This window comes from Rhodococcus sp. 06-470-2 (assembly GCF_002258235.1).
Classification (GTDB): domain Bacteria; phylum Actinomycetota; class Actinomycetes; order Mycobacteriales; family Mycobacteriaceae; genus Rhodococcoides.
Genome location: NZ_NOYB01000016.1, coordinates 385811 through 410426 on the forward strand (window position 1 = coordinate 385811; position 24616 = coordinate 410426).

Genomic DNA, 24616 nt, shown 5'->3' on the forward strand with positions numbered 1-24616 from the left:
ATGCGCCATTATCGGACCGTCTCCAGCTTCTTCATCCGTTCGAGTACGGCGTCGGCCGTGGGCGAGTTCAGCTGATCGATGACCGCACCGTCGGCGAGGAACACGACGCGGTCGGCGTAGCTGGCCGCGCGTGGATCGTGCGTGACGATGACGACGGTCTGGTCGAATTCGTCTGCGGCAGTGCGCAGAATCGACAGCACCTCGCCGGACGAGCGAGAATCCAGGTTACCGGTCGGCTCGTCGCCGAACACGATGTCGGGCCTGCCCGCCAGCGCACGCGCGCACGCCACTCGCTGCTGCTGCCCGCCCGAGAGTTCGCTGGGACGGTGATCGAGGCGGTCGCGCAGGCCCAATTTGTCGACCACGGTGTCGAGCCAGGCCTGGTCCGCTGCGCGGCCCGCGATGTCGAGCGGCAACGTGATGTTCTCCAGCGCGGTCAGTGTCGGCACCAGATTGAACGCCTGGAACACGAATCCGATTCGGTCCCTGCGCAATCCGGTCATCTCCTTGTCGGAGAGTGCCGTCAACTCGGTGTCGCCGATGGTCACCGTGCCCGAGGATGCGTTGTCCAATCCGGCCAGGCAGTGCATCAGCGTCGACTTGCCCGAACCCGACGGTCCCATGATGGCGGTGAATTCGCCGCGCGCGAAGTCGACGCTCACCCCCGACAGTGCGTGAACCTGGGTGTCCCCGGATCCGTAAACCTTCGATACGTCGACCGCACGTGCGGCAATGTCGCTCATGCGTGCCAGTGTTCCAGCGTTCCGCGCCCGTCGCTATCAGGGGAGACCCTGAACACCACCCCTATGATGGGCGTCATGCGCATCGGAGCCCACGTCCGCGACAGCAGCGACCCTCTCGGTACCGCCGAGGCGCTCGGCGTCGACCTCGTCCAGATGTTCCTCACCGATCCGCAGAAGTGGAACAAACTTTCCCCGCACCCCCAGGGCGAGGCGCTGTTGACCGGCGACGTCGACGTGGTGGTGCACTCGTCCTACGTGCTCAACGTGGCGAGTTTGAACAATCGGATCCGCATTCCCTCGCGCAAGGCCGTCGTCGAGCAGGCTGCTGCCGCGGCCGAGATCGGGGCCATCGGTCTGGTCGTCCACGGCGGCCACGTTCGTGAGGGCGAGGACACCGCGAAGGGAATCGACAACTGGCGCAAGCTGTTCGAGCGCCAGGCGGAGCAGGGTGGCTTCGCCGTGCCGATCTTCGTCGAGAACACCGCGGGCGGAGACTCCGCGATGGCACGCCACTTCGACGACATCGCCCGGTTGTGGGACGCGATCGGTGAATTCGGTGCCGGATTCTGTCTGGACACCTGCCATGCGTGGGCCGGGGGCGAGGATCTGGTCGACGTGGTCGACCGAATCAAGGCCATCACCGGACGAATCGATCTGGTGCATCTGAACAATTCACGCGACGAGTTCGATTCGGCGCGAGACCGGCACGCGAATCTGGGCACCGGAACGATCGACGCCGAGATCCTGACGGCCGTCGCGCTGGCGGCCGACGCGCCGGTGATCCTCGAGACTCCGCCCGAGGGGATCGAAGACGACGTCAGGCTGCTGAAGAGCCTGTAGCGGCGGGCGTCGTCGTCGCCAACTGGCGAACGGTGTCCGACCACAGTCGGATCAGCTCGTCGGCTCCCTGCAGGCCGTGCGCCCAGGTGATTCGTGCCAGGGCAATGCCTGTGTCCGTCACTGTGATTCCGATGTCGATGGCGTGGTCGCGGCTGGGCTCGGCCAGGGCAGCGTCACGGACGATGATCTGCGCTCCCGCGCGGCAGGCCAGCGCGGGATAGTTGCGGGTCAGCGCATAGTCGCGGCCGGCGTTCGGCACCGCGGCGAGCCGCCTCGCGACATCGTCGAGAAGGTGTTCGGCGTGGGAGGGCACGGTGAGGGCGTCGGTGTGGACCGCGGGGAGTCGGACCGGGTGAACGGCACCGGTGCGATCGAGATCGAGGTCGACCAACGCGCCGGCCGAGGAGCCGCGACGGTTGTTTCTCTGCCACGTGGATACGGCCGAGCCCAGGGCGGCCAGCAGCAGAACGCGGCGGCGATGCGGACCGTCGGGCAGTGCGAACGTCATCGACGTCTGCTCGAATGTCGTGAACTGTTCGGTGAGCAACGGTCGCTCCGCCGGGGTCAGGACGGCGACCCAGTACGGGACCTGTTCGGCTACCTCGGTGCAGAGAGTGCGTCCGAGCTGGGCCGGGCTGATCGTCTCGCGGTGCACGAGTCTCAGCGGTCCGAACACGCTCATGCCGGCGACCCCACTTCCGATCGGATTGTCCTAGCCTTACCTAACCTTGCTCAGGTTAACTCGAGCCGGAATCGGACGCCAGGACGCCCCCGTCGGGATCGGTTCGGTCGGTGGTGCGCAGCGCCGGAATGCCGGGAGAGGCCGGTAACCTTCCGGTCTCGAGCTCGCCGAGCAGGCCCTCGGACCAGGTCAGCAGACCGGCGACATCGACACGATGCGGAGGGTCGGCCTCGAAACCGATGAGCCGGTCGTGTCCTTGCCGGAGCAGCGAACCGGCACCGACGCGGTTGCCACGCATCAGATGGGTCAACCCGACGGCGAGTTGGGCCAGTCCCTGCCACAACGGACGCTCGTCGGGCGAGCAGCTCTTCCACGTGCCTTCCAGTACCTCGTGCGCATGGAACGGCATGTTCGCGTCGAGGAATCTCTGGGCTTCGACGAGTGCGGCGGCGGGCGGAAGCCGGAGGTCGTCGGGCACGCGTGGAGTTCCGTTGCCGCCGCGAGCGAGGGGCCGCCCGAGACCGTCCCGAGGCCTGGCGTTCAGGGGCTTACCGTGCGCATCACGTTCACGTTCGGCCATGGCGGAAACCCTAGCGGGTGGTGGCCCGCTCCGAGCTCACAGTCGCGACGACGTGCGTGCGGTGATGACACCCAGAGCTGCCAGTGCGGCGGCAGAGGTCGCGACCATCGTGGTGGACACGGCAACGGCGTCGTTGCCGAGGGCACCGACGATCGGCGCGACGATGGCACCGAGCCCGAACTGAGCTGCTCCGAGTAGGGCAGCGGCACCGCCTGCGGCCTCACCGTGCCTGGACAGCGCGAGCGCAGGTGCGTTGGGCATGACGAATCCGACGGCACCGAGCACGAACCACAGCGGAATCACGAAGCCGGCCATCCCACCGATCTCGGCGATCGCCAGCACGGCCATGACTCCGCCCGCGAGCACGGCGAACGACAGCGCGGCCAGCACGATCTGCACCGGAGCGAAGCGTCCGAGCAGGAGGACGTTGAGCTGAGATGCACCGATGAGCGAGATCGCACCGGCGGCGAAGACGATGGCGAACTGCTGCTCGTCGAGGCCGAATTCCTCCTGCAGAACGAACGACGAGCCGGCGATGTACGCGAACAACGAGGACATCGCGAGGGCCGCGACGAGAACGAGCACCACGAACTGGGCGTCGCGCAGCAGAGAGCGGTAGGTGCGCAACACCGGCATGACTCCGCTCGCGCGACGGCGCTCGGGCGGCAGCGTCTCGCGTAGCGACACGATCGCCAGTGTCATCAGGGCGACACCCATGATTGCCAGCGCGGCGAACACGAGACGCCACGATCCCACCAGCAGCACGGCACCGCCGAGCGAGGGCGCCAGCACGGGTGCGACGCCCATGACGAGCATCAGCCGGGACAGCACGGTTGCGGCCGCGCGGCCGCTGAACAGGTCTCGCACGATGGCCATCGCGACCACTGCAGCGGCGGCGGCACCGAGACCCTGCACCACGCGTAGGCCACCGAGAACGGCGATGTTGGGAGCCGCGATGCAGGCGACGGAGGCCAGGATGTGCACTCCGGTACCGACGATGAGCGGTAGTCGTCGGCCGACGATGTCCGAGAGCGGCCCGATGACGAGCTGTCCGAGGGCGAGGCCGATCAACGTGCCTGCGAGGGTGAGCTGCACCGCCGACGACGGGGTGTTCAGGTCGTCGGCGATGGCCGGAAGAGCCGGCAGATACATGTCGATGGTCAGCGGACCGAGCGCGATGAGTGCGCCGAGAACCAGGATCACCCGCAGGCGTTCCTTCGACGTCGGCTCGGGAGAGGTGTTCGTCGCTGGTGCTACGGGTGTCTCGGCTGCTGTCGTGTTCGGTGCTTGGGCCACCCGACGTTCAGCAACCGGGGTACTCGTTCTGTTCCCGGTTGCTGACTACAACTTTCGTGTCCTATGCCACGGCGTCGGACAGTACGGTCAGCTTCTCCACTTCCTGGCTGGTCAGAGCCAATGCGGGTGCGTCGAGCAGAGCCGGTAGCTGGGAGATCTTGCTCGCGCTGGCGATCGGGGCGGTGACGCCCGGTCGCGCGAGCAGCCACGCGAGGGCCACGCTCGAAATCTCCGCCGAACGTGAGTCGGCGATCTCACGTAGGCCTTGCACCACGTCGAGACCGGCGTCCGAGAAGTACCCCGTGGTCAGACGTTCGCGTTGCTTGCCGGCCAGGTCCTCTCGGGTGCGGTACTTACCGGTGAGGAATCCGGCGGCGAGGGAGAAGTAGGGAAACACGCCGAGATCGTTCTCGACGGCCAGATTCTGCAGCTCGCCTTCGTAGTCACGGCGGGCGACCAGGTTGTAGTGCGGCTGCAGTGCGATCGGTGCCGAGAAACCGTTGTCTCGGGCGAGGTCGAGCCATTCACGCACCCGCGCCGGGGTGTAGTTCGAGATGGCCACGTACCGCACCTTGCCTGCCCGGACCAATGCGTCGAACGCGGCGAGGGACTCGACCAGCGGAGTCTTCTCGTCGTCGTAGTGCGCGTAGTAGACGTCGATTCGGTCGGTCTGCAGCCGAGCCAGCGACGCGTCTGCGGCGGCACGGATGTTCTCCGGGGCCAGTCCGCGGAACTCGGGATGTTGGCTGACCTTGGTGGCGATGACGACATCGTCCCGGTTTCCGCGGGCTCCGGTCCACTTGCCGATGATCGTTTCGGACTCACCGCCGGAGTTGCCGTCGGCGAATGCCGAGTACGAATCTGCGGTGTCGACGAAGTTGCCTCCGCCTGCGGTGAACGCGTCGAGGATCTCGAACGACTCGGCCTCGTCGCTGGTCCAGCCGAACGTGTTCCCGCCCAGTGCGAGCGGAAAGATCTCCAGATCGGAACTACCGATGGCAACCACAGACAAACCCCTTACGTTGGCGAACAACTCGACTGTACGAGCAGCGAAGGCTCAGTGCCACGTGTGATCCACCAGCGCGGTGCGAGGACCGAACTTGGGCTTGGTGGCCTTGCCGCTCAGATACAGCAGCCGAATCGCGCGATGCCTGTGCGGTGCCAGGGGTCGGAGATACTCGACCATCTCCGCGTCGTCGATCGGCCTACCCAACAGCGACCAGCCCACCACCGACGCCAAGTGATAGTCGCCCACCGACAATGCGTCGGGATCCCCGAGGGCGCGTTGCGCGGTCTCGGCCGCCGTCCAGACGCCGACGCCCGGGATGGCCCGCAGCCTGCGCGCAGCGTCCTCGGGTGTCATTCCCGACGCCTCCTCCAGACGACCGGCCGCGCAGGCAACGCGGACGACGGTCTTGGACCGGGCCGGGTCGACGTTGGCGCGGTGGTACTCCCACGACGGGATACGGCGCCACACGTCGGGTGTCGGGAAGACGAACATCGGCTTCGGCGTCGGACCCGGTGCCTTCTCGCCGAACTTGGTCACCAGGTAACGCCACGACCCGAAGGCCGAAAGTCCGTGTACTCGTTGCTCGATGATCGCCGGGATCAGGGCCTCGAGCACCAGCCCCGTTCTACCCAGTCGCAGGTGCGGCAGCCGCCGGTGGGCTTCCTGGAGAATCGGGTGCTCGGGTGCGAACGTGGAGGCATCGTCGTCCACTCCGAGGAGCGCGGGTGCCGCGTCCAACAGGTCGGGTGCACCGGGGCCCCACGCTCGAACCTGGGCACTCGTCGGCGAGGTCTGGGTCAGGCGGTACGTCACCGGACCGGAGCTCATGCGCGACGTGCGCCAGATCCCGCCGTCCGGCGTCGACTCGTACGTGGGATCACCTCGGCCTCGACGCAGCGGCGACACCGACATCCGAACGTCGATCCGCTGTTCGGAGGTGACGAGTCGGACCACCCCGTCGGAACCGGCGTCGTCGGGCATCGGTTCTTCACCTCCGAAGGGTCGTGGCCGTGTGGCCCGAATGGGTCCTCGGCGGGGCGTCGATCGGCACGATCGCAGTACCGACGGCAAGATACATAGTGCCCCGCGGAACGCGGGATCACCGCACGGACTCCCTCGCCGCGTCCGGTTCCATCGACACCATCAGGAGGTTCTTCGTGACTCGATCGCGCGCAGCCGCGTTCGTCGGAGTTGCCTACGCGTTCGTCGTGGCGATGATGGGCACGACGATGCCGACGCCGCTCTATGCGCTGTACGAGATCGAGTTCGGCTTCTCCGTCTTCGTCGTCACCCTGGTGTTCGCGGCGTACGCGGTCGGTGTACTCGGTGCCCTGCTGGCCTTCGGCCGCTGGTCCGATTCGCTCGGGCGTCGGCCGATGCTGTTGGCCGCCATCGCTTTCGGACTGGTCAGCGCCGTGGTGTTCGTGTTCGCCGAGTCGTTGACAGCCCTGGTGATCGGACGCCTGCTGTCCGGAATATCGGCAGGCATCTTCGTGGGCACCGCGACGGTGACCTTGATCGAACTGGTACCGGACAAGTGGCGCGACCGAGCCCCGGCCATCGCCACCGCGGCCAACATCGGCGGACTCGGCCTCGGTCCGTTGGTTGCGGGACTGTTGGCCGAGTACCTTCCCCAACCGCTGCGCCTGACGTTCTTCGTCGATATCGTCCTGCTCGTCGTGGCAGCGGTGGCGGTGTTCCTCGCGCCCGAGACCGTCAGGGTCGCACGCGGTGCCCGGCCGCACATGCAGCGCTTGTCCGTACCGGCGGATGTCCGCGGCACGTTTCTGCGCGCCTCGATCGGTGGCTTCGCCGGGTTCGCGGTACTCGGACTGTTCACCGCGGTCTCACCGGGATTCATCGCCGGCGTGCTGCAGATCGACAACCACGCGGTGACGGGTGCCGTGGTGTTCGCAGTCTTCGCCGCATCGGCGACCGCGCAGATCACCGTGCGCAAGGCCGACCCGACGTCGGCGCAGCGGTGGGGTTGCGTGGTCCTGATGCTCGGATTGGTGTGCCTGGCAGTGTCGTTGCTGGTGGCGTCGCTGACGATGCTGATCGTTGCGGCTGTGCTGTGCGGAGTGGGGCAGGGTGTGACGTTCAGCAACGGCATGTCGGCCGTCGACGCGGAACTTCCGCCGCACCGTCGAGCAGAAGTGACGTCGACGTTCTTCGTGGTGCTCTACGTCGCCATTTCGGTCCCGGTCATCGGCGCGGGAGCTGCGGCGAGCGAGTGGGGACTGGTGGCGGCGGGGGTGCTGTTCTCGGCCGTGATCGCCGTGTTGGCAGGACTGGCGTTCGTGTTGCTCACCGTGGACGGTAGGAAACCGCGGGCCGCTCGCGTGCCCTGATACGCGGGGTCGGTCGTGCCTCGGACCCATCGGGCAAGTCCCGCGGCGTTCGTGCGCGAGTCACCCGGGCTTTGTCGGTGCCCCGACGTAGGGTCTGAGACCGTGATCATCGTGAGTACGGACGGCTCGTGTCTGCGTAACCCCGGCGGAGCAATCGGGTGGGCGTGGGTCAACCACACGGGGCCGAGCAACTCCGGCGGTGAGCCCTCGGGCACCAACCAGGTCGCCGAGCTCAGGGCCCTGCTGGAGGCGGTGCTGGCGCACCCCGGCCCCGAGCCGCTGTTGATCGAATCCGACTCGCAATACGCCATCAAGTGCGCGTCCGAGTGGCTCGCAGGCTGGAAGCGCAAGGGCTGGAAAACTGCGGGCGGTTCCCCGGTACGCAACCTCGAGCTCGTGCAGAGCATCGAGCGAGCCATCACCGAACGCGAAGGTCCGGTCCGGTTCCGGTGGGTCCGCGGACACGTCGGCAATCACTTCAACGAAGCAGCCGACGCCTTGGCAGGGGAGGCGGCACGCGCCGTGGCCGCAGGCGGTCCGACAGCGCCGGCCAAGAACGCGACCGACAAATCGACACCGGCCCCGGCGGATGCAGTTCCGTCGTCTCCGGTCCAGGCCCCGGCTGCGCGCAAGACGTCGACGTCCGACGACGCGGTTCCCACTCTGTTCTGATCGCTCATTCGCCTGGACGTCGGAATCGTCCACCGGTACTCGGTAGGATCACGACATTCCACTCATTTCGGGATTGTCCGATACCGGAGGCGTCGAGAGCACTGTGCACTCCATAGATCCCCCTGGGCCGCCCGTGGCCGCTGCTCCATCAGAGGTCACTGCTTCGGCCGTCCGATTTCGAGTGATCGCATGGTGATCACCGCGCTGTTGTCGTTGCTCCTCGGCTTCGTACTCACCGCCGCGATCATCGCGGCCAACGGATACTTCGTGGCTCAGGAGTTCGCTTACATGTCCGTCGACCGGGCGACGCTGCGTACCGGAGCCGAGAAGGGCGACGCGTCGGCCGAGCGGGCACTGAAGGTCACCAAGCGCACCTCGTTCATGCTGTCGGGCGCGCAGCTGGGCATCACGGTCACCGGTCTGATGGTCGGCTACGTGGCCGAGCCGTTCATCGGCGAATCGCTGGGCGAGCTGCTGAGCAGCGCCGGAGTTCCCATCGCGGTGGGAATTTCGATCGGCACGGTGGCTGCCCTCGTGCTCGCGACCGTCGTGCAGATGATCTTCGGCGAGCTCTATCCGAAGAATCTCGCGATCGCGAACCCCGATCCGCTGTCCCGACGCCTCGCCCGGTCGACGCTGATCTACCTGGCCGCGTTCGGCTGGCTGATCACCTTCTTCGACAAGTCCTCCAACGCGATGTTGCGTCTGCTGCGCGTCGAACCGGTGCACGACGTGGACAGCAGTGCCACCGCCAAGGATCTCGAGAGCATCATCGACGATTCCCGGGCCAGCGGAGATCTCACCGAGGATCTGTCGTTGCTGCTCGACCGCATCCTGGACTTTCCGGAACGCGACGTCGAGCACGCCATGATCCCGCGTAGTCGGGTGGACGCAGTCACCCCCGCCACCGCCATCGGCGAGATGCGGGCGCGGATGGTGCGTGCGCACACGCGATACCCGGTGATCGGCGACCGTGACGAGCCGATCGGTGTGGTGCAGCTGGCCGAGGTGTTGGCCGCTGCCCCCGACGACAGGCGTTCGGTCACCGAGATCATGCGAGCACCGCTGATCGTGCCGGAGCTGATGCCGCTCGAGGATGCCTTGGAGCTGTTGTCGAGCACGAAGAACGAATTGGCATGCGTGATCGATGAATACGGCGGATTCGCCGGTGTGCTGACCATCGAGGATCTCGCCGAGGAGCTGGTCGGCGAGATCACCGACGAGCACGACGAGGACATCGTCGGCGTTGAGGTTCGGAAAGACGGAGTGTGGCTCATGGACGGCGACGTCCATGTCGACGAGGTCGAACGCACCATCGGTCGCGACATGCTGTTGCCGCGAGGCGATTACGAGACACTTGCCGGCCTGCTCATCGCAGAGGGCGGAAATCTGCCCGAGGTCGGAGACACGGTGCGGATCGACCTCGCGGTGTTCGGGGCCGACCTCATGGAAGAGGTGCCGCCGCGTCCGTCGTTGGAGGTGGAGGTGCTCGAGGTCGATCGGCACGTGCCGAGTGAGCTGAGAATCAGACTCCACGAGAATTCGCCGGACGGCAGCGAGGATTCGCCGGAGTCGGACGAGGAGACGGACCGATGAACGCATGGGTCGTCGTCGCCGTGACGGTCGCGCTCATCGCGCTGAGTGCGTTCTTCGTCGTCATCGAGTTCGCTCTGCTCGGTGCCCGAAGGCACCGACTGGAGGAGAAAGCCGGAACGAGCCGATCGGTGCGGGCGGCGCTGCGCGGAATGAACGAGTTGACGATCATGTTGGCGGGCGCGCAGCTGGGCATCACGGCCTGCACCTTCGCTCTCGGTGCCGTCACCAAGCCCGCCGTCGATTCCTGGCTGGGGCCGATGTTCACCTCGTGGGGTGTGCCGGGTTGGTTGGCCGGAACCGCCGCGTTCGCGCTGTCGCTGTTGCTCGTCACGTTCCTGCATCTGGTGATCGGTGAAATGGCTCCCAAGTCCTGGGCCATCGCGCATCCCGAACTCGCTGCCACCATCATCGGGCTACCGTCTCGGGCGTTCATCCGCCCCTTCCGGCTGTTCCTGGTGTGGGTCAACAAGATTGCCAACAAGCTCGTCGAGCGGTCGGGAGTGGAGCCGGTGGAGAGCGCCGCGGTCGGCGGACGCGACGCCGAGACGATCCGCAATCTCGTCGAGTACTCGTCGCAGGTCGGTGTGCTGGAACCGGAACTGCAAACTCAGATCACCCGGGTGATCGAACTCGAGACACTGGCCGTCGAGACGATCACGGTGCCCGACTCCGAGGCGACCTCGGTGCCGCACGGTGCCACCGTCTCCGATGTGCAGGCGGCCGCGCTGCGTTCCGGTCACCTTCGGGTACTGCTCACCGACAGCTCCGGCGCGACGCCCGGCGTCGTCCACGTGAGAGACACGTTGCTGGCCGACGTCGGGGAGCCGGCGGCCGACTACGCGCGGGAGGCCTACACGGTCGACGGATCGACACCGGTGTACGAGTTGCTACGGCAGATGCGCAACCGCAGCGTTCAGCTCGCGGTCGTGGAGACCGGTGGACGGTTCCTCGGCATCGTCACGCTCACCGACGTCATCAAGCGGGTACTACCCACGGCTCCTGCTGCATAGCAATGTGATTCAGCCGCGAGGTTGCATCCGGCTGTTGGGCAGAGGTGGCGCGTGCAGTCGAGATCCCGGATACCCCTCGACGGTGCCGAACTGCTCGCTCTCGCGCTCGTAGGCGGCCCGGTACTCGACGACGTCCTCGTGGCTGCGGCCGACGAAGTTCCACCACATGACGATCTGCTCGCCGAACGGCGGTCCACCGAGCAGCAGCAGTCGCACCGGCTCTCGGGTCGGGTTGTGGAGATCGAGCGTCGAACTGCCCGGTTCGCGGTAGCCCAATTCGGCTGCTGCAAGGACGGTCTCGTCCATCGTCACGGTGCCCTGATCGACGATGACGCCGTGCTCGAACGTCGAGTCGACGTCGAGGGTGACGCGGGCTCCGGCGTCGAGCACGAGCTCGGCTCCGAGGAGCGGGGTGAACGTCGCCACCGGTGAGGTCTCACCGAGCAGCGAGCCGAGGAACACTCGTGCGGTCAGCCCCTGGCTCGTGTGGGTCGGTGGCACGTGGTGCTCGAAAGTGGGCGCGGTGAAGCGCGATCGAGCCGGCAGGGCAACCCACAGCTGCATGCCGTGCAGAATCTCGGTCTCCGGGGTGGAGGTCTCGGAGTGACTGATGCCGTAGCCGGCCGTCATCAGATTCAGCTCACCCGGCCGCACCATGGCATGTGATCCGACGCTGTCGCGGTGTTCGATCTCGCCGGAGAACAACCAGCTGACGGTCTGGAGTCCGGTGTGTGGATGGGGTGGCACGTCCATCGACGAGGTGTCGGGGCCGTAGTGGTCCGCGAAGCACCACGCGCCGATCAGTGAACGCTGCCGTTGCGGGAGCGTGCGCCGAACCTTCAGGGCGCGCGGGCCGCCGAGAGGAACCTCGCGTGGGGTGAGAATTTCGATCACGTCTGCTCCTGATGGCACGAAAGTCTTGGCGCTCGAATCGACTACGTGGAACAACCCGAATGCGGCGAGGGCTGTTCCCGGTCCGGACTAACCGACGAGGGACGCGGTTCCGCTGAGCAGCCGCACGTCGTAGGACTCGGCCGCACCGTGCACCTCGGTCGATCCACCGTGGACCGTGTAGAGCACCGCGTAGGAGGTGAAGGTGACGGGTAGGTCGTCGTCGGAGTCGACGGTCACGCGCGGTAATACGACAAGCAGGTGGGTCCGGTTACCGTCCGAAAGATTGTCGACGACGGTGCGAATCTCGAAACCCAGGTCCGATCGGGTGACGTCGGTGGACTCGAACGTCTGTCCGCTCAGAACGAGCTGCGCCGCCCAGACGCCTGCGGATCGATGGGCATCGACGGTCCCGGCGATGTCGTCGCCGGTGAAGTCGTAGTGATTCGCTGCGGTGAAAGGCATGGTCACAGGCTATTCCTCGGGTTGTGGAAAAACTTCGAAAATATTTCTCATCCGGCACCCATCCACCTCGAGAGGGGCTGCGAATTCTCAATGAGACACCCGCTACTGCTGTCGCCCCCGACCGCCGTCAGTAGTGGGTGTCTCCCTTTCTGTGTGGGGGGAAGACGTCCACATCGTGATGGATGCCCTCGGCTCCACTCCCCGATCCGCCGCCCGGCCGCCGTTCGAGACCGGATCGGGAGATTTCGGGCGAGCCGAAACGGTGATCGGTACGCTTTCGGACCTGGGCAGGTCGTTTCTCGAGGGAGCCTCATGTACGAAGACTTTCGACCGCCCGCATCGCGGCACGGCGAGCGATCGAATGCGTCGGTACAACCACGTTCGACGCGGGCGCACGGGCAGGCACGTAGTCGCCACCGCAAACGGTCGAGCACGCCCTCGCCGCCGAGGTCGATCTCGAGTATCACCGCTCCGCCGCTCGGTCCCCAGCCGAGTGCGGCTCAGGTTCTTCGCCACTGGTTCGCTGCCCCGCACGATTTCGACTGGATTTTCGTACACAAGTCGACTCGTCCGCTGCACCGACTGATCCGAGTCGTGTTCGCGAGCTGTGTGGCTCTGTACGCCGCCGTGTCGATGCTGATGTTGGCGTCACCGAACGGGCCGACCGGATCGGGTCCGGTTGCCTACGTGATCTTCATCCTGGTTCTGCAGTTCGCCGCGATCCTGTGGTTGCTGGTCGGGCCGCTACCGGACCGCAAGTGGCAACTGGTGGCTTTCCTGGTTTTCGGCGACGTCGGTCTTGCGTCGGTGATTCTTCTCGATGTCCCCACGTCGGCGCTGATCGGCACGTTCCTCTTCGCGCTGACCGGGTCGATGTGCACCTTCTTCCTCGGTCCGAGACTGCTCGTCGCGCACCTGGTGTTCGCCAATCTGGTGATCGTCTACATCGGGGCGGCCGCATATGTGCAGGGCTTGTGGGGTCCGTGGGATGCGATCGCCGCCGTGCTGGTGGCCGCAGGGGCGACGTCGGGTGTCCCGATCTTCGCCCAGATCGCCTGGTCGTTGGTGTGCGAGGATGCGCGGCAGTCCGAGATCGATCCGCTGACCCGAATGAAGAACAGACGCGGACTGCAGAATGCCATCGAAGATCTGCGCATGGTCGCCCACCGCGAGCAGTTGGCTTTCGTTCTCGTTCTGGTCGACATCGATCGGTTCAAGAGCGTCAACGACCGCTATGGACACGACCAGGGCGATGCCGTCATCGTCCTCGTTGCCGACCGACTCCGCGCCCACCTCGGGAAGGTGGGGGTGGTGGCGAGAACCGGGGGCGAGGAGTTCGTGGCCGTCCTCGTCGGCGAGGCAGAACAATTGTGTGACCTGGTGCTCGACGTGAGCGGCACGCTGACGGACTGCTCGGATCCGATACCGGTCACGGTCAGTGCCGGCGCTGTCGTGATCGCTCCTGATTCGGAGGCATGGTCATCAGGGGTCGATGTGGTCAACGACGCGACGCGCGCGGCGGACTCTCTCATGTACCGAGCGAAAGCGGACGGTGGAAATCGGACGATGCTCGAGACGATGTAGAGCTCAATTCGCTCGTACTGTCATGAGCGAGCGCGGACTTTCTCTGCCCGCGCCCGCCCGGTGACGGTTCCCCGTCAGAACGGGTAGCCGACTCCCGTCAATTTCTCGCTGGCGTCCCACAGCTTCGCGGCAAGAGCCGGGTCCTGTGCGGTCTTGGTCATGCTCGCCGGGCCCGGCTTGCCGCGCGTCTCGAACAGGGATTTGGGGCCGCTGTACGTGCCGCCACCCGCAACGTCGACGGCGTAGAGCGTGGGACGTGCTCCGGCACTGGCGGATTGCGAGAAGATCTTCAGTCCGATCGGAGCGAGGGTGGACAGGATCTTGTTGCTGCCCAGCCCGTCGGGGCTCGAGTACAGCTCGGTGGCCGAGATTCCGGGGTGCGCGGCATTGCTGGTGATCTTCAGTCCGGCCTTGTCGATCCGGCGCTGGAGTTCCAGAGCGAACAGGATGTTCGCAAGCTTGGAATTGGCGTATCCACGCTGAGGGTTGTACCCACGCTCGAGCTGAAGATTGTCGAAATCGAGCTTGGGTCCCTGCCGGTGTGCGACGGATGCGATCGTGGTGATCTTCGCGTCCGCAGCGAGCTTGGGGAACAGCAGGCCGGTCAAGGCGAAGTGGCCTAGGTGATTGGTGCCGAGCTGGAGCTCGAAGCCGTCCGCCGTCTCGGTCCGCATTGACGGCATCATCACGCCCGCATTGTTGATCAGCACGTCGATCGACTCCGGTGCCGACGCGGCGTATTCACGCACCGAGGCCAGGTCCGCGAGGTTCAGGGTGGCGGTGTCGACGGTTCCGCGGGGTGCCTCCGCCGAAATTTTGGCCGCGGCGGCATCGGCCTTGTCCTTGTTGCGGCACGCGAGCGTTACGTGGTCGCCGCGCTTCGCCAACTCCAGGGCGGTGTAGTAGCCGATACCGGTGTTCGCACCGGTGATGACAACGCGTCTCTGCTTGTTTTCGGGCACGCCGCCAGGTTACCGGTCTGTTTTAGACTTTGCCCGTGAGCAGAGCAGAAGCCGACGAACGTCCGGACTTTCCGAACGGCACCGGAAATCCTGCGTCTCGGGCATTCCGCGCGGCGGGATACATGTGCCTGGACGATCTTGCGGGGGTGCCCGCGGCCGAGCTGAAGAAACTGCACGGTGTCGGTCCCAAGGCGTTGACGGTCGTCCAAGCGGCGTTGGAGCAGACCGGTCGCTCGCTCGGCTGAAGTTCAGGCCCAATGACTGGGACGGGCCAAGGATTCGGGTAGCCGTGTTGCTCGGTCACCACGTGCCGCGCCGATCTGGAACTGCGTGGCATAGATGCTGCCGAGCATGTCCGTGCCGCGGAGGTCGGCACCCCGGAGATCCGCGCCGATCATGTCGGCCAGACGCAGGTCCGCCCTGCGCAGGTCGGCCCCGATGAGATACGTACCGCGCAGGCTCGCTCCGCGCAGGTCCGCGCCGGCAAGCTGTGCGCCGATCAGGTCGCGGCCGCGGTAGTTCTTCTTCTTGCCCTTCACTTCGGTTCGAACCAGATCGCTTGCCTCGATCAGCAACTCGTTGATTCGCGAACGCAGCCCGGAGACGTCGACCGACAGTAGAACCTCGGGAGCCGACTCGGTCAGCGCCTCCAGTTCGTCGTACTCGTGGCCGATCCGATTGTGCAGCGGCGCAGTCGAATCCCGGTCACGCACATCCGCGAGGTACCACAGCAGTTCGTGCAGATCACGCATGATCGGGAACACCGCGAACATCTCCGACGAGTTCGACGGTTGCTGCCGCCAGTTGCGTCCGGCGAACGTGGACTGCGATACCTTCTGGCCCGCACCGAAGCAGTCGTACACCGCGCACCCGGGAAAGCCTTTCTCCCGCAACGTCGAATGAATGCCGCACCGCGAGTCCCCGAGGAGGTTCCGGCACGGCTCGCCGGCGGCCTTGTCGACAGCGAAGTCCGACGACTTCGCGAAGGGCAGAGCGACGCAACAGAGTCCGAAACAACTGCCGCAATCGGCCAGCAAGTTCTCGGGCGCGCGCATGCGGCCACTCTGTCCCCCGACGCGAGGCAGCGTCAAGCGAGTTTGTTCGCGGCAGTCACTCCGGTCGATTCAGCAGTGCGATGAGCTTCTTCGGGGCGCGATCGCAGTAACTCTCGGTGATCAGTTCGCCGAGTTCGGTCCGGTCCACGGACTCGTCGAGCAGCATTCCGATGATCTGCGGACCCCATCCGGGCTTGAAGAACCCGGCACGGGCGGACAGTGCGTCGAGTTCGATTCCGCTGGAGCGAAAGATCAGCACGTGAGCCGGACCGTCGGTGCCGGCGGCTGCGGCGGATGCAGGCGGGGCGCCGTCGAGGATCTCGAGAACGTGGGCGAAGGTGCGCCCGCGAACTCGCCAGCGTGTCCCGACCCATGCCTGCTCCTCGTAGGTCTCGGGCAGGGCCAAGCACATCCGTCGGACAGCGGCTTCCCAGTTCGTCCTGTCGTGCGACATACCGGACTACAGTATTTCAGCGGGCGGGCAGGCGGGCGAAAAGCACTCCGGAAGGCACGGTCGATGTCGGAACTCGAGTACGGCGAGGTGGTGTCCTCGCTGCGCAGAGCCGGATGTGTGTTCGCCGAAGAGGAAGCCGACATTCTCGTCGAGTCCGCGTCGACCCCGGCGGTGCTGACCGCAATGCTCGCACGCCGCGTCGCCGGCGAACCGCTCGAGCATGTCGTCGGCTGGGTCGCGTTCTGTGGTCGACGCATCGCCGTCGAACCGGGCGTGTTCGTACCTCGCCGGCGAACCGAATTTCTCGTCGAATGTGCTGCAGCGCTGCATCCTTCGGTGTTACTGGACCTGTGCTGTGGATCCGGGGCGATAGGCCTGTCGGTCGACGGTGTCACCGAGTTGCATGCTGCCGATGTCGACGCGGTGGCGGTTCGGTGTGCATCTCGCAATGTCGCCGCAGGCGTAGGCACGGCACCGGTCGGTCACGTACATCGCGGCGACCTGTACGACGCCCTGCCGCCGGAGATGCGCGGCAGATTCGACGCGATCGTCGTCAACGCGCCCTACGTTCCGACGGCCGACATCGGGCTGATGCCACGAGAGGCGCGCATCCACGAGCCGCACATCGCGCTCGACGGTGGTACGGACGGTGTCGGGATTCATCGTCGGGTCGCGGTCGGTGCGCCGCACTGGCTGGCTCCCGGCGGCCACCTCCTCATCGAAACCAGTGCAGCACTGGCGCATTCGACGCTACGAGCTGTAGTGGACGCCGGCTTCACCGGTCGCATCGACGAATCCGAGGCACTCGATGCCGTCGTGGTGATCGGTTCGACTCCGAGTCGGTGAGGGTTTCGATCGGGCTCCCGCGTGGCATGCAGGATCGGATACCGACGACGAGAGGTTGTTCGACCATGACGACATTGCTGTTCGCAGTCACCGCTGCCGACCACTGGACCCTGAACGACGGAAGCAAGCACCCCACCGGGTACTGGGCCGAGGAGCTGGTCGAGTCCCATCGCACGTTCGCAGACGCAGGCTGGGACATCACGGTCGCGACGCCGGGCGGTAAGGCTCCGGTCGTCGACGAGGGCAGCTTGGCCGTCGATGCCAACGGCGGCGACGAGGAGAAGGTGGCGGATCAGAAGAGCTACCTCGCCTCCATCGAGTCGATCCTGTCCTCGCCCGCAAAGCTGGAGGAGCAGAAGGCGTCCGACTTCGACGTCGTCTTCGTGCCCGGTGGTCACGGGCCGATGGAGGACCTCGCCGTCTCCGAGAGCTTCGGGGCACTGGTGATCGACTTCCTCGACTCGAACAAGGTGGTCTCCGCGGTGTGCCACGCGCCTGCCGCCCTGCTCCCCGCCGTCCGCAGCGACGGAACCTGGGCGTTCGACGGGTACGAGCTCACCGGATTCACCGACGAAGAGGAGACCCAAGCAGGTCTCGCCGACAAGGCCCCGTGGTTGCTCGAGTCCCGGTTGCGCGAGAACGGCGCGAAGTTCGACTCCACCGACGCGTGGGCACCGAAGGTCGTCGTCGACCGGAACCTGTACACCGGTCAGAACCCGGCGTCGACGCGTCCCCTCGCGGAGAAGCTGGTCAGCGCGCTGAAGTAACCGGTGCGGGGCGGTCGGCGTTCTGCCCACGGAGAACAAGGAACATCGGCGGGAACATCACTACTGCTTTCGAAGTTGAGCCTCTATAGCTCAATCCTTTGGAGGAGAAGTGACCGAAACCGTTCGTGTCCCCGTACTGTTCCTGACCGACCCGATCGTCCTGCCCGGCATGGTGGTGCCCGTAGAACTCGACGAGGCAGCGCGTGCCGCCGTCGACGCCGCAAAGGCGAGCAACGACGGCACGCTGCTCGTCGCGCCGCGTCTCGAGGACCGCTACGCCGCATACGGAGTCCTCGCAACGATCGTGCAGATGGGACGCCTCGCAGACGGCCGCCCGGCCGCTGTCATCAAGGCCACGCGCCGCGCGCACATCGGCCACGGAGTCAGCGGACCCGGTGCCGCCCTGTGGGTCGAGGCCGAGACCGTTGCAGATGTGCCCCCGAGTGACGACCTCAAAGCCCTGGCGGCCGAGTACAAGCAACTCGTCGTTGCGATGCTGCAGCGCCGAGATGCGTGGCAGGTGATCGACTCGGTCAACAAACTCACCGACCCGGGCGCGATCGCCGACACGGCCGGCTACGCGTCGTACCTCACCGACGTGCAGAAACGGGACCTTCTCGAAACCCCGGACGTGGCAACGCGTCTGACCTCACTCATCGAGTGGACCAAGGCTCATCTCGCCGAAGTCGAGGTCAACGACAAGATCTCCGGTGACGTCCGCGAGGGCATGGAGAAGACTCAGAAGGAGTTCCTGCTCCGGCAGCAGTTGGCGGCCATCCGCAAGGAACTCGGCGAGGACGAGCCCGACGGTGCCGACGACTACCGTGGCCGCGTCGAGGCAGCGGATCTACCCGAGAAGGTGCGCGAACAGGCGCTGCGTGAGGTCGGCAAACTCGAGCGGGCCAGCGATCAGAGCCCCGAGTCGGGCTGGATCCGCACCTGGCTCGATACCGTGCTGGATCTGCCGTGGAACAACACCACGACCGACAACAACGACATCGATTCGGCGCGTGCGGTTCTCGATGCCGACCACCACGGACTCGACGACGTGAAGGATCGTATCGTCGAATACCTGGCCGTCCGGGCCCGTCGCTCCGAGCGTGGACTGCAGTCGGTCGGTGGGCGTGGGTCCGGTGCCGTCATGGTGCTCGCAGGTCCGCCCGGAGTCGGCAAGACCTCACTCGGTGAGTCGGTCGCACGTGCACTCGGTCGGAAGTTCGTACGTGTCGCTCTCGGCGGCGTCCGCGACGAGGCCGAGATCCGCGGGCACCGTCGTACTTACGTCGGCGCGCTGCCGGGCCGGATCGTGCGGGCCATCGGCGAGGCGGGATCGATGAATCCGGTTGTCCTGCTGGACGAGATCGACAAGGTCGGCTCGGACTATCGCGGCGACCCCAGTGCTGCGTTGCTCGAGGTGCTGGACCCGGCTCAAAATCACACGTTCCGTGATCACTATCTCGATCTGGACCTCGACCTGTCCGACGTGGTCTTTCTCGCTACCGCCAATGTGATCGACCAGATTCCCGGGCCGTTGCTCGACCGCATGGAATTGGTGACCATCGACGGCTACACCGAGGACGACAAGGTCGTCATCGCCCGGAACTACCTGCTTCCCCGTCAGATGGACAGGGCGGCAATCACATCCGAGGAGGTGACGGTCACCGACGCCGCGCTGCGCAAGATCGCGGCCGACTACACCCGTGAGCCGGGTGTGCGGCAACTCGAGCGATTGCTGGCCAAGGCGCTTCGCAAGGTGGCGACGAAGCTGGTGGGAACCACCGGTGTCCTGAAGATCGACGAGCCGGACCTGGTGCCGTACCTCGGTCGCCCGCGGTTCACACCCGAGGCGCACGAGCGCACCGAAGTACCAGGAGTGGCAACGGGTCTCGCGGTCACCGGACTCGGCGGAGATGTGCTGTTCATCGAGGCCGCGGCGACCGAAGGCGACTCCCGGCTCGAGCTCACCGGCCAGCTCGGCGACGTGATGAAGGAGTCCGCACAGATCGCTCTGTCCTACGTGCGCTCGCACGCAGCGCAATTCGGCGTCACGCAGGAATCTCTGGATCGGAGAATTCACGTGCACGTTCCGGCGGGCGCGGTGCCGAAGGACGGTCCTTCGGCCGGTGTGACGATGGTGACCGCCCTGGTGTCGATGGCCACCGGGCGTCCGGTGCGCTCGGATGTCGGCATGACCGGTGAGGTCACGTTGAACGGTCGGGTGCTGCCGATCGGCGGGGTGAAGCAGAAGTTGCTGGCTGCGCAGCGTGCGGGACTGAAGACCGTGTTCATTCCGGCGCGCAACGAGCCGGACCTGGACGACGTACCCGCAGAGGTGTTGGAGGCGTTGGATGTTCGTCCGATGACCGACGTCGCGGATATTCTCGCGCTCGCGCTGGAGCCGGCGACGGCAACTGCTGCGGCATAGCGCCGCGGTGATCGTCGTGGGAGGGGCAGGTGGCTCGGCCGCCTGCCCCTCCCGTCGGTCTCGGGTGCCGCGCTTGACCTCGAGTCATGTCGAGGTTCTACGTTGGTGGGATGAGCATGGAGATGACCGCCTGGAATCAGATGTATCGCACGATGAACAGGCCCGACACCCAGTCGTCGTTCTCGAAGGAGACGGCCCGCAGGATCCTGACGTTCGCGGCACCGCATCGCCGCGCACTCGGCGGGTTTCTGGTGCTCAGCGTGGCTCTGGCCGTTCTTGCAGTGGCGACTCCGGTCTTGGCGGGGCGGGTGGTCAATGCGATCGTCGACGGGCGAGAGCTACGCGTGGTGGTACTGCTTGCATCGGCGATCGCAGGGATCGCTCTGGTGGACGCTGTGGTCGGTCTGATCAACCGATGGCTCTCGGCGAACATCGGCGAGAGCCTGATCCTGGATCTGCGGACGGCCGTGTTCGACCACGTGCAACGGATGCCGATCGCATTCTTCACGCGAACCCGCACCGGTGCGTTGGTGAGTCGACTCAACAACGACGTGATCGGAGCGCAGCGCGCATTCAGCACCACCCTGTCCGGTGTCGTCAGCAATCTCGTGACCCTGGTACTGACGTTGGTGGTCATGATCGGAATCTCCTGGCAGATCACCCTTCTCGCACTGGTCCTGCTGCCGGTGTTCGTGCTTCCTGCGCGCCGGATGGGTCGACGCCTCGCGCGGCTGCAACGGGAAGCGGCAGCGCACAATTCGGCGATGAGTACGCAGATGACCGAGCGTTTCTCGGCACCGGGAGCAACCCTGGTGAAGTTGTTCGGGCATCCCGAACAGGAATCGGTCGAGTTCGCGGTCCGGGCGGCCAGGGTGCGCGATATCGGAGTGCGCAGTGCCATGGTGCAGACGGTGTTCGTCACCGCGCTGACACTGGTCTCGGCACTGGCGCTCGCCGTGGTGTACGGATTGGGCGGCTTCTATGCCCTCCGTGGGACTCTGGACCCGGGTTCGGTTGTGGCACTGTCACTTCTGTTGGCCCGGCTGTACTCACCCCTGACCGCGCTGGCCAGCGCCCGCGTGGAGGTCATGAGCGCATTGGTGAGCTTCGAGCGAGTATTCGAGGTCCTCGACCTCGTTCCGTTGATCGCCGACAAGCCCGACGCGACAGCGCTACCGCCCGGACCGGTGGCCGTCGAACTCGATGATGTCAGGTTCGCGTACCCGTCCGCGGACAAAGTATCGCTCGCCTCGCTCGAGGAGGTCGCCACCTTGGATTCGCGCGGGGGAGAGGAGGTTCTGCACGGTGTGTCGTTCCGAGCCGAACCCGGCCAGATGGTCGCGCTGGTCGGCACATCCGGTGCAGGCAAGTCCACGATCGCGCAGTTGATCGCACGGCTCTACGACGTCGACGGCGGCTCGGTCCGGCTCGGCGGCGTCGATGTGCGGGACCTGACGGCCGAATCCGTCCGCGGCACAGTGGGAATGGTGACCCAGGACGGGCACCTGTTCCACGAGAGCATTCGGTCGAATCTGTTGCTGCCGCGTCCCGACGCCACAGACGACGAACTGTGGGATGCGCTCTCGAGGGCGCGGCTCGCGGACCTCGTGCGCTCCCTGCCCGACGGTCTGGACACCGTCGTCGGCGAGCGCGGGTATCGACTCTCCGGTGGTGAGCGTCAGCGTCTGACGATCGCGCGGCTGCTGATCGCACAGCCGCGAGTGGTCATCCTCGACGAGGCAACGGCATCGTTGGACTCGACGTCGGAGGCCGCGGTGCAGGCCGCGTTGGCCGAGGCGCTGGAAGGCAAGACATCGGTTGTCATCGCGCACCGGCTGTCGACCATCCGAGCTGCGGACGTGATCCTGGTGATCGAGGACGGAAGAGTCGCCGAGCGCGGCACCCACGACGAGCTCCTCGCAGCAGGAGGCCGCTACGAGGAGCTGCATCGGACGCAATTCGCGCAGGCGGAGTGAGCCTGCGAAGCCGGGATCGGAGCCTGCGGAGTGACCCTACGAAACCGGGTCCGGGACCACGGTTGCTGGGTCGTCGTCGGTTGCGGCGGCGAGCATCGGGGTGAATCCGTCGATCGCGTAGTCCAGCGACAGTGGGCTCGAGTATCCGAGGGCCGAGGGTAGGTCCGTACTGAAGGAGCCGATGTAGGCGGTCCGGTCCTGCCGGACGACGTCGAGGGCGGCGAGCAGAGGGTTGGCCTGCAGCTGCTCGCGGCTCTGGCCGGCGATGACGAGGACGTCGGTGTCGAGTCGATCGAGGTTCTCCGCACTGATGGTCTCGGAAGCGTCGGGAATCTCGAAGCCGAGGTCGGTGAAGAACAGGGCACGGATGTCGTCCTTGCCGAGAAGCAGGTAGCTGCCGTCGTCCATGACGAACGCGAGAGACAGTGACTTGCCGGTGAATTGGGGGTTCGCGGCTTCGGTGTCGGCGAACTTCTGCTCCAGCTCGGCCGTTCGATCCTGGGCTTCCTGCGACTTGCCGAGGGCTTCGCCGACCACGGCGAACTCCTGCTGCCAGGTTGCGGCGGGTACGTCGTCGTAGCCGCCGATGTCGGCGATCGTGGGGGCCATCCCGGACAGGGTGTCGTACTGGCCCTGGTCGATGAAGGAGTACGGGCCGAGGATCAGGTCGGGTGCTTGCGCCGCGATCTGCTCCAGCTCGAGGTCGGTACTGCCGACTTCGGGAATCTCGGTTCCGCCCAGGGCTGCTCGAGCCCACGGGCGCTGTCGGTAGTCGTAGCTCAGGTTGCCGCGTGTCGCGACGGGCTTGACGCCCAGCGCGAGTGCGAAGTCCTGCTCGTTGAAGCCGATCGTCACGACACGGGTGGGTTCGGCGTCGATGACGGTCTCACCGAAACGGTGCTCGATGGTGACGGGGAAGCCGGCGGCGCTACCGGGGCCACCGGATGCGTCGGTGTCGGCATCGGACGAACAGCCCGCTGCCAGAGCCAGGACGGACGCACCGGCGGCCACGAGCTGGACGGTCTTCTTCATGTGATCTCCTCGCAACTGAAGTTAGCGAGGTTAGCCTAACCGACCCACCGATGCGTCGATCATGTGCGAGGGGGTCGGGCGGCGCGATCAGCAGTTGGTCGTGGCCGGCACTCCCGCGAATCGCTGGTCGATCCACTCGAGGGCCTGTGGCAGGCCGAGTACGGCAGCGGTCAGGTGATCGTTGCTGGGCACCTTCACCTCGGTCACGAGCACTCCGGCGCGGCAGTATCGGGCGATCGTGTTGTCGATGGCGCTGACCGGGATCAACGCATCGGTGGGGCTGTGCCACTCGAAGTACGGTGCCTTCGGTACACCGGGATACAGCTCGACGCTGTTGTCGTTGACGGCGGCGATCGCTTCCGGACTGTTGATGAGGTCCAGCGTGCCTGCGACCTCCATGGCGCTCTTACCCGCGCCCGCGGCGATGATGTCGTTGGTGCACCCGTTCTGGATCTTGTTCTCGATCTCCTTGCCGAGCGGGTTGAGCTGAGAGCTGATCGGGATGCGGGTGGGGTACTCGCGTTCGATACCGAGCGCGGCAGCGAACGCCAGACCGAACATGGGGTGCGGGGCGAAACCGAGATCGCGGGCCATCCGCTCGAGGTTCATCGGAGCGCCACCGTTCGCGCTGCCGACGATGTTCAGCTCGGGCGCGTAGTCGTTCTGAAGCGCGGCTGCCCATGCCGTGGCCATTCCGCCGCCGGAGTAGCCGGCCAACGCAACGGGGCTCTGCTGAACCTGGATGGGATCGAAGCGCTGAGTGGCGCGAATGCTGTCGAGCACGATCTGCCCGCCGAGCTTGGCGGCACCGTAGGCGCTGTTGGGTCCGAGGTGATCGGCGATGACGACCGTCCACCCGCGCTGCAGTACTGCGTTCAGAGCAGGCGCCTCACGAATCATCAAATTGGGATCGTTGGTCCAGAGCGCTTGTGAAGGTGCACATTCGAGACCGAGTGCATTGATGATGTGTTGGTAAGAAAGTAAAGGGCCGTTCGGTGCTTTGTTTTGTGGAACCAACACGGTATTGATTGCGGCGATGGGATCGCCGGCCGAATTGGTGGAGCGGAATTTCAACTGCCACACGTCCACGCCGAAGAATCCGGGCGGCGGTGGCATCGGGCGGCTGGAGATCACGTCGCCCGGAGCGAGCGCATCGAGATCGGCTGGCGGTGCGTAGAAGCCGTCGGCGATCGGCGTCGGGTACAGCGGCGTAGCAGCAGCTTGACCTGCGCCGACGAGTGACGAACACAGAACTGCAACCGCCGTCATGCTGACAGCGCCTGCCAACTTGAGAACCCGCATGTGGTAAACCCCTCCGTGCCTGAACCGAAGCGACGAGCGCTGCGGCGATCTGGCAAGCCCCCGTAGAGCCGGCCCGCA

At 65.9% G+C, this 24616-nt stretch carries 24 protein-coding genes; 11 read left to right on the plus strand and 13 right to left on the minus strand.

Going from position 1 to position 24616, the window contains the following annotated elements:
- Positions 1 to 8 precede the first annotated feature (8 nt).
- A complete protein-coding gene (locus CH276_RS10905) occupies positions 9 to 743 on the minus strand; it encodes an ABC transporter ATP-binding protein (RefSeq protein ID WP_032396800.1) in 735 nt (244 codons plus the stop codon).
- Between the two features lie 75 nt (positions 744 to 818).
- Between CH276_RS10905 and CH276_RS10910 the strand changes: the two genes are divergently transcribed.
- Positions 819 to 1583: a deoxyribonuclease IV gene (locus tag CH276_RS10910; protein WP_045200588.1), complete on the plus strand. Its 765-nt coding sequence runs from the start codon at positions 819 to 821 to the stop codon at positions 1581 to 1583.
- Here the strand turns inward: CH276_RS10910 and CH276_RS10915 are convergent.
- The 5 genes from CH276_RS10915 to CH276_RS10935 all read right to left on the minus strand — a co-directional run bounded on the left by CH276_RS10915 (position 1561) and on the right by CH276_RS10935 (position 6131).
- Positions 1561 to 2265, minus strand: a complete 705-nt coding sequence (locus tag CH276_RS10915; RefSeq protein WP_094629154.1) for a hypothetical protein — start codon at positions 2263 to 2265, stop codon at positions 1561 to 1563. The two genes, CH276_RS10910 and CH276_RS10915, sit on opposite strands and share 23 nt — an antisense overlap.
- 55 nt (positions 2266 to 2320) lie before the next feature.
- Entirely contained in the window at positions 2321 to 2845 is a 525-nt protein-coding gene (locus CH276_RS10920) for a DUF309 domain-containing protein (protein WP_045197506.1), read from the minus strand.
- A 36-nt stretch (positions 2846 to 2881) separates the two neighbouring features.
- Positions 2882 to 4141, minus strand: a complete 1260-nt coding sequence (locus CH276_RS10925) for a multidrug effflux MFS transporter (RefSeq protein ID WP_441344203.1) — start codon at positions 4139 to 4141, stop codon at positions 2882 to 2884.
- A 61-nt stretch (positions 4142 to 4202) separates the two neighbouring features.
- On the minus strand, positions 4203 to 5147 hold the full coding sequence (locus CH276_RS10930; protein WP_094629155.1) for an aldo/keto reductase: 945 nt from the start codon (positions 5145 to 5147) through the stop codon (positions 4203 to 4205).
- Between the two features lie 51 nt (positions 5148 to 5198).
- A complete protein-coding gene (locus tag CH276_RS10935; RefSeq protein WP_094629156.1) occupies positions 5199 to 6131 on the minus strand; it encodes a DNA-3-methyladenine glycosylase family protein in 933 nt (310 codons plus the stop codon).
- 29 nt (positions 6132 to 6160) lie between these two features.
- On the opposite strand from CH276_RS10935, the gene CH276_RS10940 reads away from it, so the two are divergent.
- From CH276_RS10940 to CH276_RS10955, 4 genes are all read left to right on the plus strand, one after another.
- Positions 6161 to 7501, plus strand: a complete 1341-nt coding sequence (locus CH276_RS10940; RefSeq protein WP_254923870.1) for an MFS transporter — start codon at positions 6161 to 6163, stop codon at positions 7499 to 7501.
- 102 nt (positions 7502 to 7603) lie between these two features.
- Positions 7604 to 8173, plus strand: a complete 570-nt coding sequence (locus CH276_RS10945) for a ribonuclease H family protein (protein ID WP_094629157.1) — start codon at positions 7604 to 7606, stop codon at positions 8171 to 8173.
- Between the two features lie 192 nt (positions 8174 to 8365).
- Positions 8366 to 9769, plus strand: a complete 1404-nt coding sequence (locus CH276_RS10950) for a hemolysin family protein (protein WP_094629233.1) — start codon at positions 8366 to 8368, stop codon at positions 9767 to 9769.
- Positions 9766 to 10779 (plus strand): hemolysin family protein, encoded by a 1014-nt coding sequence (locus CH276_RS10955; RefSeq protein WP_094629158.1) that lies wholly within the window; start codon positions 9766 to 9768, stop codon positions 10777 to 10779. Before CH276_RS10950 ends, CH276_RS10955 begins: the two co-directional genes overlap by 4 nt.
- 9 nt (positions 10780 to 10788) lie before the next feature.
- Here the strand turns inward: CH276_RS10955 and CH276_RS10960 are convergent, their stop codons facing one another.
- Together CH276_RS10960 and CH276_RS28180 are read right to left on the minus strand one after the other, a co-directional pair.
- On the minus strand, positions 10789 to 11673 hold the full coding sequence (locus CH276_RS10960) for a pirin family protein (protein ID WP_094629159.1): 885 nt from the start codon (positions 11671 to 11673) through the stop codon (positions 10789 to 10791).
- Between the two features lie 87 nt (positions 11674 to 11760).
- Entirely contained in the window at positions 11761 to 12135 is a 375-nt protein-coding gene (locus CH276_RS28180) for a hypothetical protein (RefSeq protein WP_141214692.1), read from the minus strand.
- Between the two features lie 312 nt (positions 12136 to 12447).
- Between CH276_RS28180 and CH276_RS10965 the strand changes: the two genes are divergently transcribed.
- Entirely contained in the window at positions 12448 to 13719 is a 1272-nt protein-coding gene (locus tag CH276_RS10965) for a GGDEF domain-containing protein (protein ID WP_176459203.1), read from the plus strand.
- 74 nt (positions 13720 to 13793) lie between these two features.
- On the opposite strand, the gene CH276_RS10970 is transcribed toward CH276_RS10965, so the two are convergent.
- Positions 13794 to 14681: an oxidoreductase gene (locus tag CH276_RS10970; RefSeq protein ID WP_094629161.1), complete on the minus strand. Its 888-nt coding sequence runs from the start codon at positions 14679 to 14681 to the stop codon at positions 13794 to 13796.
- Between the two features lie 35 nt (positions 14682 to 14716).
- Between CH276_RS10970 and CH276_RS10975 the strand changes: the two genes are divergently transcribed.
- Positions 14717 to 14926 carry a DNA-binding protein gene (locus tag CH276_RS10975; protein WP_094629162.1) on the plus strand — a complete coding sequence of 70 codons (210 nt, stop codon included), beginning with the start codon at positions 14717 to 14719 and terminating at the stop codon, positions 14924 to 14926.
- 3 nt (positions 14927 to 14929) lie between these two features.
- Here CH276_RS10975 and CH276_RS10980 read toward each other — a convergent pair whose 3' ends face one another.
- Both CH276_RS10980 and CH276_RS10985 read right to left on the minus strand, forming a co-directional pair.
- Entirely contained in the window at positions 14930 to 15736 is an 807-nt protein-coding gene (locus CH276_RS10980; RefSeq protein WP_094629163.1) for a pentapeptide repeat-containing protein, read from the minus strand.
- Between the two features lie 55 nt (positions 15737 to 15791).
- Positions 15792 to 16190, minus strand: coding sequence for an MmcQ/YjbR family DNA-binding protein (locus CH276_RS10985; protein WP_045197485.1), 399 nt, complete (start codon positions 16188 to 16190; stop codon positions 15792 to 15794).
- 63 nt (positions 16191 to 16253) lie between these two features.
- On the opposite strand from CH276_RS10985, the gene CH276_RS10990 reads away from it, so the two are divergent.
- The 4 genes from CH276_RS10990 (at position 16254) to CH276_RS11005 (ending at position 22204) form a co-directional block, all read left to right on the plus strand.
- Entirely contained in the window at positions 16254 to 17036 is a 783-nt protein-coding gene (locus tag CH276_RS10990; RefSeq protein ID WP_094629164.1) for a putative protein N(5)-glutamine methyltransferase, read from the plus strand.
- Positions 17037 to 17101: 65 nt separating this feature from the next.
- Positions 17102 to 17803: a type 1 glutamine amidotransferase domain-containing protein gene (locus CH276_RS10995; protein WP_094629165.1), complete on the plus strand. Its 702-nt coding sequence runs from the start codon at positions 17102 to 17104 to the stop codon at positions 17801 to 17803.
- Between the two features lie 109 nt (positions 17804 to 17912).
- A complete protein-coding gene (lon, locus tag CH276_RS11000) occupies positions 17913 to 20228 on the plus strand; it encodes an endopeptidase La (RefSeq protein ID WP_094629166.1) in 2316 nt (771 codons plus the stop codon).
- Between the two features lie 110 nt (positions 20229 to 20338).
- A complete protein-coding gene (locus CH276_RS11005; protein WP_032396785.1) occupies positions 20339 to 22204 on the plus strand; it encodes an ABC transporter ATP-binding protein in 1866 nt (621 codons plus the stop codon).
- Between the two features lie 36 nt (positions 22205 to 22240).
- Here CH276_RS11005 and CH276_RS11010 read toward each other — a convergent pair whose 3' ends face one another.
- Positions 22241 to 23236 (minus strand): iron-siderophore ABC transporter substrate-binding protein, encoded by a 996-nt coding sequence (locus tag CH276_RS11010; protein ID WP_094629167.1) that lies wholly within the window; start codon positions 23234 to 23236, stop codon positions 22241 to 22243.
- Between the two features lie 87 nt (positions 23237 to 23323).
- Positions 23324 to 24538 (minus strand): lipase family protein, encoded by a 1215-nt coding sequence (locus CH276_RS11015; protein ID WP_094629168.1) that lies wholly within the window; start codon positions 24536 to 24538, stop codon positions 23324 to 23326.
- Between the last annotated feature and the right edge of the window lie 78 nt (positions 24539 to 24616).